This is a genomic window from Blattabacterium cuenoti, from assembly GCF_014251255.1.
Taxonomy (GTDB): domain Bacteria; phylum Bacteroidota; class Bacteroidia; order Flavobacteriales; family Blattabacteriaceae; genus Blattabacterium; species Blattabacterium cuenoti_W.
Genome location: NZ_CP059182.1, coordinates 144,806 through 161,574, shown reverse-complemented (window position 1 = coordinate 161,574; position 16,769 = coordinate 144,806). Strand labels below are relative to the sequence as shown.

At 27.1% G+C, this 16,769-nt stretch carries 14 protein-coding genes; 3 read left to right on the top strand and 11 right to left on the bottom strand.

Translation table 11 applies throughout. The features are described 5' to 3' along the window. Positions 1–25: 25 nt before the first annotated feature. The 4 genes from purB to surE all read right to left on the bottom strand — a co-directional run bounded on the left by purB (position 26) and on the right by surE (position 4,730). Positions 26–1,456, bottom strand: coding sequence for an adenylosuccinate lyase (purB, locus tag H0H77_RS00755; RefSeq protein ID WP_185851702.1), 1,431 nt, complete (start codon positions 1,454–1,456; stop codon positions 26–28). A gap of 14 nt (positions 1,457–1,470) precedes the next feature. Next, positions 1,471–2,769 carry an adenylosuccinate synthase gene (locus H0H77_RS00750; RefSeq protein ID WP_185851701.1) on the bottom strand — a complete coding sequence of 433 codons (1,299 nt, stop codon included), beginning with the start codon at positions 2,767–2,769 and terminating at the stop codon, positions 1,471–1,473. Between the two features lie 47 nt (positions 2,770–2,816). Then, positions 2,817–3,791: a Holliday junction branch migration DNA helicase RuvB gene (gene ruvB / locus H0H77_RS00745; protein ID WP_185851700.1), complete on the bottom strand. Its 975-nt coding sequence runs from the start codon at positions 3,789–3,791 to the stop codon at positions 2,817–2,819. A 126-nt stretch (positions 3,792–3,917) separates the two neighbouring features. Then, positions 3,918–4,730 carry a 5'/3'-nucleotidase SurE gene (surE, locus tag H0H77_RS00740; protein ID WP_185851699.1) on the bottom strand — a complete coding sequence of 271 codons (813 nt, stop codon included), beginning with the start codon at positions 4,728–4,730 and terminating at the stop codon, positions 3,918–3,920. A gap of 68 nt (positions 4,731–4,798) precedes the next feature. Between surE and H0H77_RS00735 the strand changes: the two genes are divergently transcribed. After that, entirely contained in the window at positions 4,799–6,913 is a 2,115-nt protein-coding gene (locus tag H0H77_RS00735) for a carboxy terminal-processing peptidase (protein ID WP_185851698.1), read from the top strand. Here the strand turns inward: H0H77_RS00735 and gyrA are convergent. Together gyrA and aroB are read right to left on the bottom strand one after the other, a co-directional pair. Further along, on the bottom strand, positions 6,910–9,375 hold the full coding sequence (gyrA, locus tag H0H77_RS00730; RefSeq protein WP_185851697.1) for a DNA gyrase subunit A: 2,466 nt from the start codon (positions 9,373–9,375) through the stop codon (positions 6,910–6,912). The genes H0H77_RS00735 and gyrA overlap by 4 nt on opposite strands. Positions 9,376–9,489: 114 nt before the next feature. Continuing rightward, on the bottom strand, positions 9,490–10,572 hold the full coding sequence (gene aroB, locus H0H77_RS00725; RefSeq protein WP_185851696.1) for a 3-dehydroquinate synthase: 1,083 nt from the start codon (positions 10,570–10,572) through the stop codon (positions 9,490–9,492). A 306-nt stretch (positions 10,573–10,878) separates the two neighbouring features. Here aroB and H0H77_RS00720 point away from each other — a divergent pair, with 306 nt between their 5' ends. Next, positions 10,879–11,520, top strand: coding sequence for a DedA family protein (locus H0H77_RS00720; protein WP_185851695.1), 642 nt, complete (start codon positions 10,879–10,881; stop codon positions 11,518–11,520). A 30-nt stretch (positions 11,521–11,550) separates the two neighbouring features. Here H0H77_RS00720 and H0H77_RS00715 read toward each other — a convergent pair whose 3' ends face one another. From H0H77_RS00715 to H0H77_RS00705, 3 genes are read right to left on the bottom strand one after another with little or no spacing between them, the layout of a single operon-like run. Further along, entirely contained in the window at positions 11,551–11,967 is a 417-nt protein-coding gene (locus tag H0H77_RS00715) for a nucleoside deaminase (RefSeq protein WP_185851839.1), read from the bottom strand. 42 nt (positions 11,968–12,009) lie between these two features. Next, positions 12,010–12,621 carry a 50S ribosomal protein L25 gene (locus H0H77_RS00710; protein WP_185851694.1) on the bottom strand — a complete coding sequence of 204 codons (612 nt, stop codon included), beginning with the start codon at positions 12,619–12,621 and terminating at the stop codon, positions 12,010–12,012. Positions 12,622–12,629: 8 nt separating this feature from the next. Next, positions 12,630–13,562: a ribose-phosphate diphosphokinase gene (locus tag H0H77_RS00705; RefSeq protein ID WP_185851693.1), complete on the bottom strand. Its 933-nt coding sequence runs from the start codon at positions 13,560–13,562 to the stop codon at positions 12,630–12,632. Positions 13,563–13,640: 78 nt separating this feature from the next. Here H0H77_RS00705 and H0H77_RS00700 point away from each other — a divergent pair, with 78 nt between their 5' ends. Beyond that, on the top strand, positions 13,641–14,438 hold the full coding sequence (locus H0H77_RS00700) for a thymidylate synthase (protein ID WP_185851692.1): 798 nt from the start codon (positions 13,641–13,643) through the stop codon (positions 14,436–14,438). Positions 14,439–14,446: 8 nt separating this feature from the next. Here the strand turns inward: H0H77_RS00700 and thrC are convergent, their stop codons facing one another. Further along, positions 14,447–15,766: a threonine synthase gene (gene thrC, locus H0H77_RS00695; RefSeq protein WP_185851691.1), complete on the bottom strand. Its 1,320-nt coding sequence runs from the start codon at positions 15,764–15,766 to the stop codon at positions 14,447–14,449. Between the two features lie 41 nt (positions 15,767–15,807). Beyond that, the gene (locus H0H77_RS00690) at positions 15,808–16,767 is read right to left on the bottom strand and encodes a homoserine kinase (RefSeq protein WP_185851690.1); all 960 of its coding nucleotides are present in this window, start codon (positions 16,765–16,767) and stop codon (positions 15,808–15,810) included. Between the last annotated feature and the right edge of the window lie 2 nt (positions 16,768–16,769).

The following is a 16,769-nucleotide window of genomic DNA, read 5'->3' as shown; positions in this document are numbered from 1 at the left end:
GAAATCTTTTTTTTCCTAAACTTTCCTAAATTTTAAGATCCATATTAGAATCATTAATAAAATGATAAAATTTATTTAACACTGGATTTACTTGTTTATCAACAAATTCTAAAGTTTGTTCTGAAGAAAATCCTATAAATTTTTTATGATCAAGTATTTGATTCATTTTTTCTTCATCAATTGGTATTTTATTGTCGTTTAAAATCCGTTGAATAAAATCATTTTCTTTTCCTTTCAGTTTTATTTTTTCATTTGTATTCATAGAATGAATTCGTATTCTTTCATGAATTTCTTGTCTATTAGATCCTTTTTTTACGCTTTCTACAATAATTGATTCCGTAACTAAAAACGGAAGTTCTTGATTAATATGTTTTTCAATCATTTTAGGATACACAATAATATTTTCTATTATATTATTCCAAATTAATAATATAGCGTCTGTTGCTAAAAAAGACTGTGGAATAACTAATCTTCTATTTGCGGAATCATCTAGAGTTCGTTCTAACCATTGAGTTGCTGCAACCATTGCTGAACTATTTGATAATGAAATCACATATTTTGCTAAAGACGCTATACGTTCACTACGAATTGGATTTCGTTTATAAGCCATTGCACTGGATCCAATTTGTTCCGTTTCAAACGGTTCTTCTATTTCTTTTAAATTTTGTAGAAGACGTAAATCATTACTAAATTTATGAGAAGATTGAGAAACATTTGATAATAGGTTTAATATTTGTGTATCTACTTTTCTGTCATAAGTTTGTCCTGTAACAGAAAAAATATTTTTAAATCCAAATCGATTGGATATTTTTCTCTCTAAATTTTTTACTTTTTGTAAATCTCCATTAAATAATTCTTTAAAACTAGCAGCTGTTCCTACAGTTCCTTTCACTCCTCTAAAACAAAGATTTTTCAATCTAAATTCTAATTCTTCTATATCTAGAAGTAAACTGTTCATCCATAAAGTAGAACGTTTTCCTACAGTAGTTAATTGAGCTGGTTGATAATGAGTGTAAGCTAATGTAGGAGTATTATGATATTCTAAAGTGAAGTTTCTAAGACGAAATAAAACATTAATCAATTTGTTCAGTATAATCTCTAGTCCATCACGAATTAGAATAAGATCTGTATTATCCACTATAAAAGCACTTGTTGCTCCTAGATGAAGAATAGGTTTAGCTAAGATGGCTTTTTCTCCAAAAGCATATAAATGTGCCATGACATCATGACGAAATTTTTTTTCATAAAAAGCAACTCTCTTCCAATCTATATCATCCAAATGTTTTTTCAAATCATCGATTTGTTCTTCATTAATATTTAACCCTAATTCTTTTTGTCCTTCTGCTAAAGACAACCAAAGTTTTCTCCAAGTAGAAAATTTTTTTTTAGAAGAAAAATTGTATAACATTTCTTTACTACTATATCTTTCTACTAAAGGATTTTTATATTCTTTCATAAGGAAATATTTTTTTATGAAAAAATTTTAAAAAAAGAAGATTTATTTTTTATAATATTTTGATTTCTTTCAGATCCAATAGAAATTAATAAAATTTCTAGATTTAGATAATCTTCAATAAAGGTAATATATTTTTTGCAATTGATTGGTAAATCATCATATTCTTTAATATGAGAAATATCTTTTTTCCAACCTGGAAAATCTATATAAATTATTTCTATATTTTTTTCATCTATATTTGCTGGAAAATGTTGTATTTTCTTTCCATGACTTCTATATTCTATACCAACTTTTATAAAATCTAATTCGCTTAATACATCCAATTTTGTGATAATTAAAAAATTAATTCCATTAATCATACAAGAATATTTTAAAGCGAAGAGATCTAACCATCCACATCTTCTTGGACGTTTTGTAGTCACTCCATATTCATTTCCTTTTTCACGTATGATCTCATTTACAGGACTCCTAATCTCTGTAGGAAATGGCCCATATCCCACACGCGTACAATACGATTTTGCTATCCCAATAAAATTTTTCAAAAAAATAGGAGGAATTCCGGATCCTATACATACTCCTCCTGTAGAAGTAGAAGAAGGAGTAACATATGGATATGTTCCATAATTTATATCTAAAAGCATTGCTTGAGCTCCTTCAAATAGAATTTTTTTCTTTTTTTTGAAAGCATCATGAAGCTCATAAACAGAATCAATAATTCTAGGTAAAAGAAATTTAGCATATTCTATATATTCTTCATATATAGATTGAAAAGAAAGAGGTTTTCTTTTATATATTTTTGTTATAATTTGATTTTTGTAATCAAGATTATCTTTTAATTTTTTATGAAAATTTTTTAGATTTAATAAATCTAATACACGGATTCCAACCCTTGCTATTTTATCTTCATAAGTCGGACCAATTCCGCGATGTGTTGTTCCAATAGGTTTATCTCCTAAAGCTTCTTCTTTGTATTTATCTAACAAACGATGATAAGGTAGAGTTATATGTGCACGTTTTTCCAAGAAGACTTTAGATGTATTTATTCCTATAGATTCTATTTTTTTTATTTCTTGAAGTAAAGATTGAGGATCCACTACAACTCCAGAACCAATAATACATTTATTATCCGGATAGACAACTCCAGATGGAATTAAATGAAGAATCAAATGCTTTTTATTAATATGAATCGAATGACCCGAATTATTTCCACCCTGATAACGGACAACATAATCAGAATTTTTAGCAAGTAAATCTGTAATTTTTCCTTTTCCCTCGTCACCCCATTGGAGACCTACAATTACATTTGAAGGCATGATATTTTTTTTATTTATTAATAAATAATATAAATGATATTTTTTTATTATTTACATTTTTTTTTTGAAAAATTTTTTTTTACATGTTTATAAGCTAACATTGTTGTTTTTCTTCCTCTAGGAGTTCTTATCAAATATCCTTCTTGAATAAGAAAAGGTTCATAAACTTCTTCTATAGTTTCTGAATTTTCATTTACAGCTGTAGCTATAGTATTTATTCCTACAGGGCCTCCTTTAAAATGATCAATAATATATGTAAGAATTCTATTATCCATTTCATCTAATCCATGTTTATCCACATTCAAAGCTTTTAATCCTAAATTACAAATATTAATATCTATAGTTCCGTTTCCTTTTATTTGAGCAAAATCACGAATTCTACGAAGTAGAAAATTCGCAATACGTGGAGTTCCACGACTTCTATTAGCGATTTCATAAGAAGCTTCTTCCGTTATTGGAATTTTTAATATTTTAGCACTTCTATGTACAATATTTTTTAGTAATTCTTTTTGATAATAAGTAAGACGAAAATTTATTCCAAATCTGGAACGCATAGGAGCTGTTAATAATCCAGATCTTGTTGTGGAGCCTATTAAAGTGAAAGGAGATAGATCAATTTGGACAGATCGAGCATTAGATCCAGAATCTATTATAATATCTATCTTATAATTTTCCATTGCTGAATATAGATATTCTTCAACTATTGGAGAAAGACGATGTATTTCATCAATAAATAAAACATCATTTGAACTCATATGAATGAGTAGTCCTGCTAAATCTCCAGGTTTATCCAAAACCGAACCAGAAGTTACAGTAATATTAACACATAATTCATTAGCTACAACATGAGCCAAAGTTGTTTTTCCCAAACCAGGAGGTCCATGAAATAAAATATGATCTAAAGCTTCTTTCCTTTTTTTAGTAGCCTGAATAAAAATTTTTAAGTTGTCTAAAACGTCATGTTGTCCAAAAAAATCTTTAAATTTTTTTGGATTCAAAGTATCTTCTTCTAAAGATGACACAATAAACTGTTATTGATTATTTTTTTTTATCATAAAATAAATTCACAACCATGTTGTAGTAGTAATTTTTTGTTCTAAGACTAGACTCTTGTAACTCTTTTAAAGTTAAAGAAATAAAAGTTGTCTTCATATAATAATTTTTCTGATACAAAAAGAAATGAACAATATAAAATTCCATGATCTTAAAATATTTAAAAGAGTATAATCTGTTAAATCAAATTTAATAGGAACAACAGAGATGTATCCATTTTTTAATGCCCATTCATCAGTATCTAATTTTTTATCAAAATTAACAAAATCACCTAATAACCAATAATAAGATCTTCCTTTTGGATCATAACGATGATCAAAGTTTTCTTTCCATTTTGCTTCTGCTTGTCTACATATTTTAATTCCCTTTATTTGTTTTTTTTTCAATTTTGGAATATTAACATTAAGACTAATAATTTTTTTTGGAATAGGGTTTTGAAGTATTTTTTTTACAATTTGATGTACATATTCTTTTGAAGGTTCAAAATCCGCATTCCAATCAAAATCTAAAAGGGAAAATCCAACAGATGGAATTCCTTCTATTCCAGCTTCTATTACAGCAGAAATTGTTCCAGAATACATAATATTTATAGAAGAATTTGATCCGTGATTAATTCCTGATACACAAATATCAGGTTTTTTTGGAAGAATTTGACTAATAGCTAGTTTTACACAATCTACAGGAGTTCCTGAACATTTCCATTCTTTTTGAACTCCATGATCAATTTTTATGGAATCACAATATAAGATCGTGTCCATAGTTATGGCATGTCCTATTCCAGATTGAGGTTTATTTGGAGCAACTACATATACATCTCCTAAAGAATTCATTGTCTGAATAAGAGCTCTAATACCAGGAGCTCTTATTCCATCATCGTTTGTGACTAAAATAATTGGTTTTTTTTTCATTTGTTTCTTTCTATAAGAATTAAATAATAAAAATTATATTTTTAGCATAAAGCATAAAAAAAAAGAATATGAATTCATATTTAAAATTTAGAAATTTTAAGTATATAATAATTGGTTTTATTCTTGTTTTTTTATTGAGTTTTTGTTCCCAAAACAGCAATGAAGAAAAAACACACCGTGTTATATTAAAAACAATATATAAAACACTTTATTTTTTACATCCTAATCCTGTTCAAATAAATAATGATTTTTCTAAAAAAGTATATAGAAAATATTTAGATAATTTAGATCTTCAAAAACATTTTTTCTTACAAGAAGATATGAATGATCTTTCTTCCTTTAAAGAAAAACTAGATGATGATTGGATTAATGGAGATCCAACTTTTTTTCACATCACAATGAAATGTTTTTATAAAAGAATCAAAGAAGGAGAAGATTTATGTTTGACAATACTAAAGAAACCTTTTGATTTTAATAAAAAAGAAATATTTATTCCTGGAGAACTAAAGCATTTTTATCCTAAAAATAAAAAAGAATGGACTGAAAAATGGAGAATATTTCTAAAATATTTAACTCTTCTATTTCTAGAAGAGAAAATAATAAATCAAAATAAACAAAAAAATGTTTTTAAAAATTTAAATATTTGGAAAAACTTTTTTATAAAAAAAGAACAAGAATCTAGAAAAAAAGTTGAAGAAACTATTCTGGAATCTTTTAGAAGATTAAAAATGAAAAAAAAATCAGATTGGTTTTCTATGTATGTAAATACCATCATTTCACAATATGATCCTCATACTAATTATTTTTCTTCTAAGGAAAAGGAAAATTTTGATTTATCTCTATCTGGAAAAATAGAAGGAATAGGAGTAGAATTGAAGCAAGATCATAAAGGATATGTTACAATTGTTAAACTCATAGTAGGCGGTCCCGCATGGAAAAGTAATAAAATAGAAAGAGGAGATAAAATTATTAAAGTCGCAAAATATCCCAATTCAGAATCTTATAATATTATAGGAATGTTGTTGGAAAATTCTATTCGTCTTATAAGAGGAAAAAAAGGAAGTAAAGTAAAATTAACAATTCAAAAAAAAAATGGATCAACAGAAGATGTTATTCTCATTAGAGATGTAATTGAAAAGAAAGAAATTTTTGCAAAAAGCGTGACAATATTAGATAATAAGAGCCAAAAATATGGATTGATCTATTTACCAGAATTTTACTTTGATCCTGAGAATAAAAAAGGAAGAAATGCAGTTCAAGACATGAAAAAAATAATTCAAGAACTAAAAAAAAAAAATATTCAAGGAATTATTCTAGATATAAGAAATAATGGAGGAGGGTCTTTAGAATCAGCAGTAGAAATTTCTGGTTTTTTTTTAGGAAAAGTTCCTATTGTACAAATAGGGAATAATAGACTTTATGGAAAAATAAAAATATTAAAAAATAATATTCATCCAGTCCTTTGGGAAGGACCACTTGTTATCCTTGTCAATGAATTATCTGCTTCTGCTTCAGAAATTCTTGCGGCTGCTATATCTGATTATAAAAGAGGAATTATTGTTGGAAGTTTTCAAACATATGGAAAAGGAACTGTTCAAACTTTATTTCCAATAAAAAAATTTCCCTTTTTTAATCAGGAAGAATTGGGAACATTAAAATTGACGATAAATAAATTTTATCGCATTAATGGAAGTTCTACTCAATTAAAGGGAGTTAATTCAGACATAGTTATTCCAAGTAATAATGGAAATAAAAAAATGGAAAAAAATCAAAAAAATCCTATGTTATGGGATCATGTCTCTCCTATTTCTTATTCCAAAATTTGGAAAGAAAAAGTAAACTTGGAAAAAATAAAGTTAAAAAGCATAAACCGTTTGAAACAGAAAAAAAAATTATTAATAAATATTGATAAAATTTTAGAACTAATAGAAAAACAATTTTCAGATAAAAAATCTGTTTCTCTCAATTGGAAAGAATTTTTTTATGAAAATTTAAAAGTAAAAAAGAGAAACAAAAATATTGTATTTTTGAAAAATTATTTCTCTAAATATAGATCGCGAATGATTCATCCTTCCTACGAAATTATTGATAGTAGTTTGGAAGATAAAGAATGGAAAAAAAGTTTATTAAAAGATTTTCATATAGCAGAAAGTGTAAATATTTTACGAGACTTTAATGGTTAAGGTTCATGATGAATTTCAATAGGTTTATAAACTTTTGCAACATCAGCTATTTCATCATGTTTTTTTAGATTAATTAATCTAACTCCTTGAGTCGTCCTTCCCATCACTCGTATATCTGATACAGATATACGAATGATTATTCCTGATTTTTTAATAATCATAAGATCATCTTGATCCGTCACATGTTGAATAGAAATTAGATTTCCTGTTTTTATAGTGATATTGATTGTTTTTATTCCTTTCCCTCCACGATTAGTAATACGGTAATCTTCAAGATTGGATCTTTTTCCAAATCCTTTTTCAGAAACTACCAATAAATGTCCTTTTTCATCTTCTTCAACACAAATCATTCCAATTGCAGTATCTTTTGTATCAGTAAAACTGATTCCTATTACCCCAGAAGAATTTCTTCCTGTAGAACGAACTTTTTTTTCTGAAAAACGAATGATTCTTCCGCTTTTTAAAGCGATAAAAACATCACTATCCCCTTTAGTTAAAATTGCTTCTAATAAGGAATCTCCTTTACGAATAACGATAGCATTAATTCCATCCTTTCTGGGACGTGAATAGTTTTCTAAAGATGTTTTTTTAATAATGCCTTTTTGAGTCACCATCATAACATAATGATCTCTAACATAATTTTTATTTGTAAGATCTCCAGAAAGTATATAAGCATTGACTTTATCATCTTGTTGAAGATGAATCATATTTTGAATAGCCCTTCCTTTGGAAATTTTTGATCCTTCTGGAATTTCATAAACTCTTAACCAAAAACATTTTCCTTTTTCTGTAAAGAAAAGTAAATATTGGTGATTTGTAGCTATGAGGAGATGTTTTAAACAATCGGATTCTCTAGTACTAGCTCCTCTATTTCCTATTCCCCCTCTTCCTTGACGTTTGTATTCAGATAAAGAAGTTCTCTTGATATATCCTGCATGAGAAATAGTGAGAACAACTTGTTCATTTTCAATAAGATCTTCTATGTTTACTTCATGTCCTATGTAATCTATTTTTGTACGACGTTCATCTTGATATTTCTCTTTAATAGATAAAAGTTCTTTCTTAATAATTTTCATTCTTGTAGAATGATGTATTAAAACATTTTTTAAAAATTCTATTTTTTTAACTAATTCTTCATATTCTTTTTTTACTTTATTAAGCTCTAAAGATGTAAGACTTTGCAATCGCATGTCTAAAATAGATTTAGATTGTATTTTAGATAATTGAAATCTTTCAATTAACCTATCACAAGCTTCATTATGGTTTTTAGATTTTTTTATTAATTCAATCATTTTCTCTATATGATCTAATATTGTTAAAAATCCTATTAAAGTATGAACACGATTTTTGTATTTTTTCAATTCGTGTTTTGTTCTACGAATAACGACATCGTGTCTATGAGAGACAAAATGTTGAATGAGATCTTTTATATTTAATAAAACGGGTTTCCCTTTAACTAAAGCTATACTATTAACATTAAAATAAGTTTGTAAAGAAGTATATTTAAATAAATTATTTAGCAAAATATTTGTATTGGTATTCTGTTTAAGAGCATAGACTATGCGTAATCCTTTTCTATCCGATTCATCACGAATTTGATAAATCCCTTCCATTTTTCCTTCTTTCATTAATCCAACTGTTTTAGTAATCATTTCTGATTTATTCACTTGATAAGGAATTTCATCTACAACAATACATTGTCTTCCCTGAATTTCTTCAAAATGAACTTTTGCACGTAATATAATTCGTCCTCTTCCTGTATGAAATGCTTTTCTAACTCCATCGTAACCGTAAATAATTCCTCCTGTAGGAAAATCTGGTGCTTTAATAAATTCCATTATTTTTTCTACAGAAATATTGTTGTTGTCGATATAAGCACAAATCGCTGTAATGGTTTCTTTTAAATTATGAGGAGGAATATTTGTCGCCATTCCCACTGCAATCCCTGAAGAACCATTGATTAACAAATTAGGAATACGTGTAGGCAATACAGTAGGTTCTTTTAAAGAATCATCAAAATTAAGTTGTATATCTACCGTTTCTTTCTTTAGATCCAATAACATTTCTTCAGATATTTTTTTCATTCTAACTTCTGTATAACGCATTGCAGCAGGAGGATCTGAATCTAAAGAACCAAAATTTCCTTGTCCATCTATTAATGGATAACGAAGCGTCCATTTTTGCGCCATACGAACCATCGTCTCATAAACAGAAATATCTCCATGGGGATGATATTTTCCCAACACTTCTCCAACAATACGAGCTGACTTTTTATAAGAATTATTAGAAAAAATTCCTAATTGATACATTCCATACAAAACTCTTCTGTGTACAGGTTTTAATCCGTCTCTAGCATCAGGAAGAGCTCTGGAGACAATAACAGACATAGAATAATCTATGTAAGATGATTTCATTTCATCTTCAATATTAATTGGAATTAATTTTTCTCCTTTTTCCTTCATTCATTTTATTTTTATTGAATTACAGATAATGTGAAATAAAAAAAATAATAGTATTTGAAAATACATTTTTCTTTTTAAGAATTAAAAAAAAGGAATCAATACAAAATACAAATTTTATTCTCTTATTTGAATTTGAAAAAGACTTTCCTTTATTAAGGAATAAGGAACTTGACAATTGTAAGAACAAATTCCTATTTTCTCTAACAAGGAAAATTGAATTTTATTTTTTTCGTTTTTTTTATCATGTTCCATAATTAAAAATATTTGATTTATATCAATTTCTTTAAAAGTTTTTGGAATTTTCGTATAACAATATTCAAAAAGAATAGATTTTATTTCTTCATAATCATCTATTGATAATCCATTTATTTTATATGAAATCCAAGATTCGCATATCATTCCTATAGACACAGCTAATCCATGTAAAAGTTTTTCATAATGATTCATAAAATAACTTTCTAAAGCATGACCTATAGTGTGTCCAAAATTAAGAATTTTCCTTAATCCTTTTTCTTTTGGATCTTTTTTCACAATTTTATTTTTTATCAATATAGATTGATAGATTAAATTATTCCATTGATTTTTATTTATATCATCCATTTTATATTTTTTCATGTCTTTCCAAAAATTCTTATCCGCTATCAATCCATGTTTAAACATTTCTGCCATTCCTGAAAGAATCTCTTTCTCAGGAAGAGTTTTTAGATAATTCGGGTCTATAATCAAAAGATCTGGACAATAAAATGAACCTATTTCATTTTTAATAGACTCCAAATTGACTCCTGTTTTTCCTCCTATAGAAGCATCCACCATTCCCAATAATGTTGTAGGAATATTTATAAAACGAACTCCTCTTTTAAAAACAGAAGAGATAAATCCACCAATATCTGTAATGACTCCTCCTCCCAAATTAATAATTAAACTTTTTCTATTTGCCTTTAAAATTTCCAAATTTTTCCATATTTGAATGCATGTATAAATGTTTTTTTCTTTTTCTCCTGATTGAATTTTTATAATGTTAGATTTTTCTAAAAAATTCAAATGATATAAAAGAATTGGGAGACAATATTTATTGGTACAATCATCTACTAAAATGAATATGTTATTTATATCTATTTTCTTTTCAAATAAATAAATTTCAAGTTTTTTGTAAGCCTCTTTATTAAAAAAGAGAATTTTTCTAAGATGATCCTCCATACTTACTTAAGCTTAAGAAAAAATAACAAAATAAATCATTAACATTAATCAGTGAAATAAAATATTTGATACAATAAAAAAATTAAAATAAAGAAAAATATTATTAGAAAGAATATATTAGCATTCCATCCTAAAATATTAATAAATTTGAAAAGATATTCCATATGATAAGCATGTTTAATAATATGTAAAAATAAATATTTTAAACATTTATTTTACTAATTATCAACAGATAATAAAAAATGTAAATATTTAACTTTATCTTTCGTTGTAATATAAGATTATATTCGGACACAATATAATAAAATGTCAGATTTTTGGGATTTTTTTCAGCATTTGTTTAATCCTAGATGGATTTTTTTGTATTTTGGGAATACAGCGTTGTTTATTCTTTTAGCAATTGTTTTTGCAGAAACAGGTTTTTTTATAGGTTTTTTCTTACCAGGGGATTCCTTATTATTCACTGCTGGAATCTTCGGAAAAGATTTATGCAAAAACTTTTATAATGTTCCATTTTTTGTAATTATTTTAATTGTAGCATGTGTTGCTATTCTTGGAAACATGCAAGGGTATTGGTTAGGATACAAATCTGGAAATTTATTATATAGAAAAAAAGATTCCTTTTTTTTTAAAAAAAAACATCTTACTATTGCAAAATTATTTTATAATAAATATAAAACCACTGCCCTTATTATAAGTCGTTTTCTTCCAATGTTCAGAACTTTTGCTCCTATAGTCGCAGGAGCTATTCGTATTGATTTTAAAAAATTTATGATTTATAATGTTATCGGAGCATTGTTTTGGACTTTTTCTATCATGTTGGCTGGACATTATCTAGATAAAACTTTTCCCAAATTAAAAAATCATCTGGAATGGATAATTTTACTGATCGTATTGACGACAACTTTTCCTATTCTCATTAAATTGAAAATTAGCAAAAAACCTTAATTATATATAATATAGTAATTATTTGTTCTGTTAAATTTTTCTTTTTAAAAGAAAAAACTTTTGCAGAATATTTCTACATTTGTTTTTCATAATTCCAGACTTAAATTGAGTTCTAGGGTGTAATTTTATTCCCGTACATAAAAATCCTCTTTTAGAACTATTTGTCCCACATACAACTCTTCCAATTTGAGCCCAAAACAATGCTCCTGCACACATTATACATGGTTCTACAGTAACATATAAAGTGCATTCTCTTATATATTTTTTTCCTAAAAAATGAGATGCTAAATGGATAACCAACATTTCTGCATGTGCAGTTATATCCCCAAAAGTTTCAGTTAAATTATGAGCTCTAGCTATGACTGTCTTTTTATAAATGATAGCAGCTCCTATAGGAACTTCATCTTTATGAAAAGCTGTAAAAGCTTCTTCCAAAGCTATTTTCATAAAATTTAGATCTTCTCCCAAAGAAATCGGATTTTTCATTCATTATTTATTTGTTTTTTTATCTTCCTTATTATCTTCTTGAGTTTCTTTATCTTTAAGAGTAACACGAGATGGTTTAACTCTTGCTAAAAGAGTATTTAAAGGATGCAAAATAGTATACTTTTTTGTAGTTAAGTCTTTAACTGTTATTTTATCTCCTATATCTAATTTATTAATATCCAATTCAATATTTTCTGGAAAATAAGAAGGAAGAGCTTTAACTTTTAGTTTTCTAATAAAAGAAGAATATTCCCCTCCTTTAGAAACACCAATAGGTCTTCCAAAAGTTTTTATAGGAATTTCTAATGTAATTGGTTTGGATTCTTCTATTTTACAAAAATCAATGTGTAATATTTTTTCACTGATAGGGTCCAACTGAATTTCTTTTTTAACTGCATTGATATTTTTTTTACCATCTCCTTCTATTTGAAGAGAAACCCAATAAATTTTTGATTCAGATACTAATTTTTTTAGATTTTCTTCTAAAAAAGTCCAAAATGGGATATTTATATTTTTTCCATATAAAATACAAGGAATTCCTCCAGAAAGCCTAATAGAGCGTATAGCTTTTTTTCCTACATTTCTTTTTCTCCCGTATATATTGACATATTGCATGATGTAATTTAAATTAAAAATTTACTACTTATTGATTCATCATTGTGGACAGATTGCATGACTTCTGCAAAAAGAGGGGCACAAGATAAAACTTTAATTTTCTTATTAGAAGTTTTTTTTATAGGAATAGTATCAGTCACAACCAATTCTTCAATAACTGATTTTTTTATTTTTTCATATGAATTACCAGATAATACTGGATGGGTCGCTATTGCACGTATACTTTTAGCTCCTTTTTTTTTTATTAAATGAGCTGCTTCCGTTAAAGTTCCAGCTGTATCTACCATATCATCTATAAGTATGATATTTTTTCCTTCTACATTTCCAATAAGATTCATAAACTCTATTTCATTTGCTTTTTTTCTCTCCTTGTAACAAATGACAACATCTGTTCCTAAATAACCGGCATAACTCCTAGCTCTTTTTGCTCCTCCCATGTCTGGAGAGGCAATAGTCAATTGATCTATCTTCAATTTTTTTATGTAGTCAATAAATATTCTAGAAGCATACAAATGATCTACAGGAATATCAAAAAATCCTTGAATTTGATCTGCATGTAAATCCATAGTCATCACTCTAGTTGCACCTGATGCAACCATAAGATTCGCTATCAATTTTGCTGCAATAGGAGTTCTAGGTTTATCCTTATGATCCTGTCTTGCCCATCCAAAATATGGGATTACAAGTGTAATATTATGAGCAGAAGCTCTACGAGCTGCATCACACATTAAAAGTAATTCCATTAAATTGTCTACTGGAGGAAAAGTAGATCCAATCAAAAAGACTCGTGATCCACGAACAGATTGTTCAAAATAAGGAGTATATTCTCCATCACTAAATTCCAAAAAACGAATTTTTCCTAGAAAATTGCCATAATGATCAGCTATCCTCTTTGAGAGTTTAAATCCACTTCTTGTAGAAAAGAAGAGTACTTTTTTCATAGTTTTTATTTATTTTTTGTATACAAAAATACTTCTAAAAAAAGAAATCATTTTTTTATTAAAGAATTCATATTTATTATGATACAATATTTAACCCTTTTAAAATATGTATTAAAAAATGGAATAGAAAAAATGGATCGTACTGGAGTAGGAACGAAAAGTATATTTGGATATCAAATGAGATTTGATTTGGAAAAAGGATTTCCCCTTTTAACCACAAAAAAACTAAGTATTAGATCTATTATTCATGAATTATTATGGTTTTTACAAGGAAATACGAATATACGTTATTTAAACAAAAATAGAGTATCTATTTGGAATGAATGGGCAAATGAAAATGGAGATCTTGGACCTATCTATGGACTTCAATGGAGAAAATGGCCCACTTATAATGGGGATTTTATAGATCAAATAGAAAATGTTATAAAAGAAATCAAATTCAATCCACATTCAAGACGTTTAATCGTCTCCTCTTGGAATGTAGGAATGATTCAATATATGAAATTACCACCTTGTCATTTGCTTTTTCAATTTTATGTATTTGAAAAAAAACAATTATCGTTACAATTGTATCAAAGAAGTGCAGATATTTTCCTTGGATTACCTTTTAATATTGCTTCTTATGCTTTATTACTTATAATGACGTCTCAAGTTCTTAACTTGAAAGCAAAAGAATTAATTCATACCATAGGAGATGCACATATCTATAATAATCACGTAAAACAAGTCAAATTGCAAATTGAACGGATTCCAAGATCTTTACCTCAGATGATTTTAAATCCTTCAATAAAGAATATTTTTGAATTTCGTTTTAAAGATTTTCAATTAAAAAATTATAATCCTTTTCCTCATCTCAAAGGAGATGTTGCGATTTAAAATCAATGTTACTTGTGTCTTTCTATTAACCAGTTTTTAAAAATATTGTAATCATTTGGAATTTGAATTGTTTTTAATTTTTCTGAATTAGAACTGAAAATAATTTTCAATTGTTCAGGGACAGAAATCTTTTTTCGTAAAGAAAGCGGAATAGAATCTATAAACTTAATAGGATGAGCTGTTTCTAAAAATACAGCAGGAGCTAAGGGGCTCTTTATATTTTGTAAATACTGTCTCAAACCTAAGTATCCGATAGCTCCATGCGGTTCTAACATGTATTTATGTTCTTTCCAAACCATTTCTATAATAGCGAGTGTTTCCTCATCTGTAAATCTATAAGAAGATAATTTTTGACATAATTGAGTCATATTTTTTTTATATAAATACCATATACGAGAAAAATTACTTGGATTAGATATATCCATTGCATTTGATATTGTTTTTTTAACTGAAGTCGGATGATATTTTTTTGTTTTTAAAAATCTAGGAATTGTATCATTTATATTTGTAGAAGCTATAAAATATTTTATAGGTAATCCCATTTTTTCAGACATCATTCCTGCACAAATATTTCCAAAATTTCCACTGGGAACTGAAAATATTAATTCTTTATTTTCCTCTTTTATTTGCCTATAAGCTAAAAAATAATAAAACATTTGAGGAAGCCATCTTGCTATGTTAATAGAATTTGCAGAAGTAAGTCTATATTTTTCTAGAATCTCTTTGTCTAGAAAAGCTTTTTTCACCATATTTTGGCAATCATCGAAATCCCCTTTTATTTCTAAAGCGTATATATTTTTTCCTAAAGAAGTCATTTGTTTTTCTTGTAGAGAACTAACTCCTTTATATGGATATAAAATAATAACTTCTATTCCAGACATTTTGTGAAATCCTTTTGCTACAGCTCCTCCAGTATCTCCAGAGGTTGCAACCAAAACAGTTACTAATTTTCCTATTTTTTTATAAAAATAACTTAAACATTCTGCCATAAATTTTGCTCCTACGTCTTTGAATGCTAAAGTAGGTCCATGAAAAAGTTCTAATACATAGATATTGTCATGAATTCTTTGTAATGGAAAAGGAAAATTTAAAGTGTTATGAATGATACTATAAATAGATTCTTCAGAAATTTCTTTTCCAATATAAGGAGTGATAATTTCCATTGCAAGAGTATATATATCATATTTTGATAAATTTTGAATAAATTGACGTTTTAGTATAGGAATTTTTTCTGGAAAATATAAACTCCCATCTGGAGCCAATCCTCTTAAAACAGCATGTTCAAAAGAAACAAGTTTTTTATGATTTTCTAAACTATAATAGAACATAAGAAAAAATTTTTTGAAGAATATCTTTTTTTTATTTTTTTTTAAAAAATTTCAGACCATTTTACTCCTTGTTTATTGATAGGGGAAGTATAAGTTTTATAATCAACTTTTAATGAAGAATAAACACAATTCATAATCTTAGTAACTGCTTTTGCAGTGTGATTTCCTTTACTTAACATAAAAACAGAAGGACCTGATCCAGATATTCCTCCACCTAAAGCTCCTATTTCTTTACATCTTATTTTTAATTCATAAAAAGCTGGAATCAACATAGCACGGATAGGTTCTACAATAACATCTTCTAGAGATCTACTAATCAGTTCATAATCTTCTTGATATAATCCTGCAACTAATGCTCCAATATTTCCCCACTGTCGTATTGCATCTGTCATCAATATTTTTTGTTTTAATATTTCTCTAGCATCTGATGTTTTTATTTCAATTTGAGGATGTATAATACTGACCCATAATTCATTAGGAGTATGTAATTTCGTAATATCTAATGGTTTATAACTTCTTACTAAAGTTACTCCACCCATAATAGCAGGAGCGACATTGTCTGCATGAGCAGTTCCACTTGCTAAACGTTCTCCTTCCATAGCAAAACGAATCAATTGCATTGTATTAAATGGTTTTCCTAATAATATATTTGCTCCGAAAACAACACCAGCAGCACTAGCAGCACTAGATCCAATTCCACTACCTGGATGTATATTTTTAATTAATTCTATTTCAAATCCTATTCTTCTTTCTTTGTCAAATTTTTGTTGTTGATACTTTTTTAAAAAAGATTGCAAAGCAACAAAAACAACATTTTTTTTAGGATCACTAGGTAATGAAAAAGAAGTTCCATGTATTATTTTATTGATTCGTATCCCTGGATTATTTGATTTATATAGAAAAATTTCGTCTCCTGGAATCTCTAAAGCTAATCCGATGACATCAAATCCACAAGCTAAATTAGCCACAGTGGCTGGTGAAAAAATTTTAATCCCCTTCATGA

What these genes read in the sequence shown, in the direction of transcription:
- thrC (WP_185851691.1), bottom strand. Translation starts at nt 15,766, where the DNA reads ATGTTCTATTATAGTTTAGAAAATCATAAAAAACTTGTTTCTTTTGAA.
- H0H77_RS00735 (WP_185851698.1), top strand. Translation starts at nt 4,799, where the DNA reads ATGAATTCATATTTAAAATTTAGAAATTTTAAGTATATAATAATTGGT.
- surE (WP_185851699.1), bottom strand. Translation starts at nt 4,730, where the DNA reads ATGAAAAAAAAACCAATTATTTTAGTCACAAACGATGATGGAATAAGA.
- aroB (WP_185851696.1), bottom strand. Translation starts at nt 10,572, where the DNA reads ATGGAGGATCATCTTAGAAAAATTCTCTTTTTTAATAAAGAGGCTTAC.
- H0H77_RS00750 (WP_185851701.1), bottom strand. Translation starts at nt 2,769, where the DNA reads ATGCCTTCAAATGTAATTGTAGGTCTCCAATGGGGTGACGAGGGAAAA.
- gyrA (WP_185851697.1), bottom strand. Translation starts at nt 9,375, where the DNA reads ATGAAGGAAAAAGGAGAAAAATTAATTCCAATTAATATTGAAGATGAA.
- H0H77_RS00690 (WP_185851690.1), bottom strand. Translation starts at nt 16,767, where the DNA reads ATGAAGGGGATTAAAATTTTTTCACCAGCCACTGTGGCTAATTTAGCT.
- H0H77_RS00715 (WP_185851839.1), bottom strand. Translation starts at nt 11,967, where the DNA reads ATGAAAATAGCTTTGGAAGAAGCTTTTACAGCTTTTCATAAAGATGAA.
- H0H77_RS00700 (WP_185851692.1), top strand. Translation starts at nt 13,641, where the DNA reads ATGATACAATATTTAACCCTTTTAAAATATGTATTAAAAAATGGAATA.
- H0H77_RS00710 (WP_185851694.1), bottom strand. Translation starts at nt 12,621, where the DNA reads ATGCAATATGTCAATATATACGGGAGAAAAAGAAATGTAGGAAAAAAA.
- H0H77_RS00705 (WP_185851693.1), bottom strand. Translation starts at nt 13,562, where the DNA reads ATGAAAAAAGTACTCTTCTTTTCTACAAGAAGTGGATTTAAACTCTCA.
- H0H77_RS00720 (WP_185851695.1), top strand. Translation starts at nt 10,879, where the DNA reads ATGTCAGATTTTTGGGATTTTTTTCAGCATTTGTTTAATCCTAGATGG.
- purB (WP_185851702.1), bottom strand. Translation starts at nt 1,456, where the DNA reads ATGAAAGAATATAAAAATCCTTTAGTAGAAAGATATAGTAGTAAAGAA.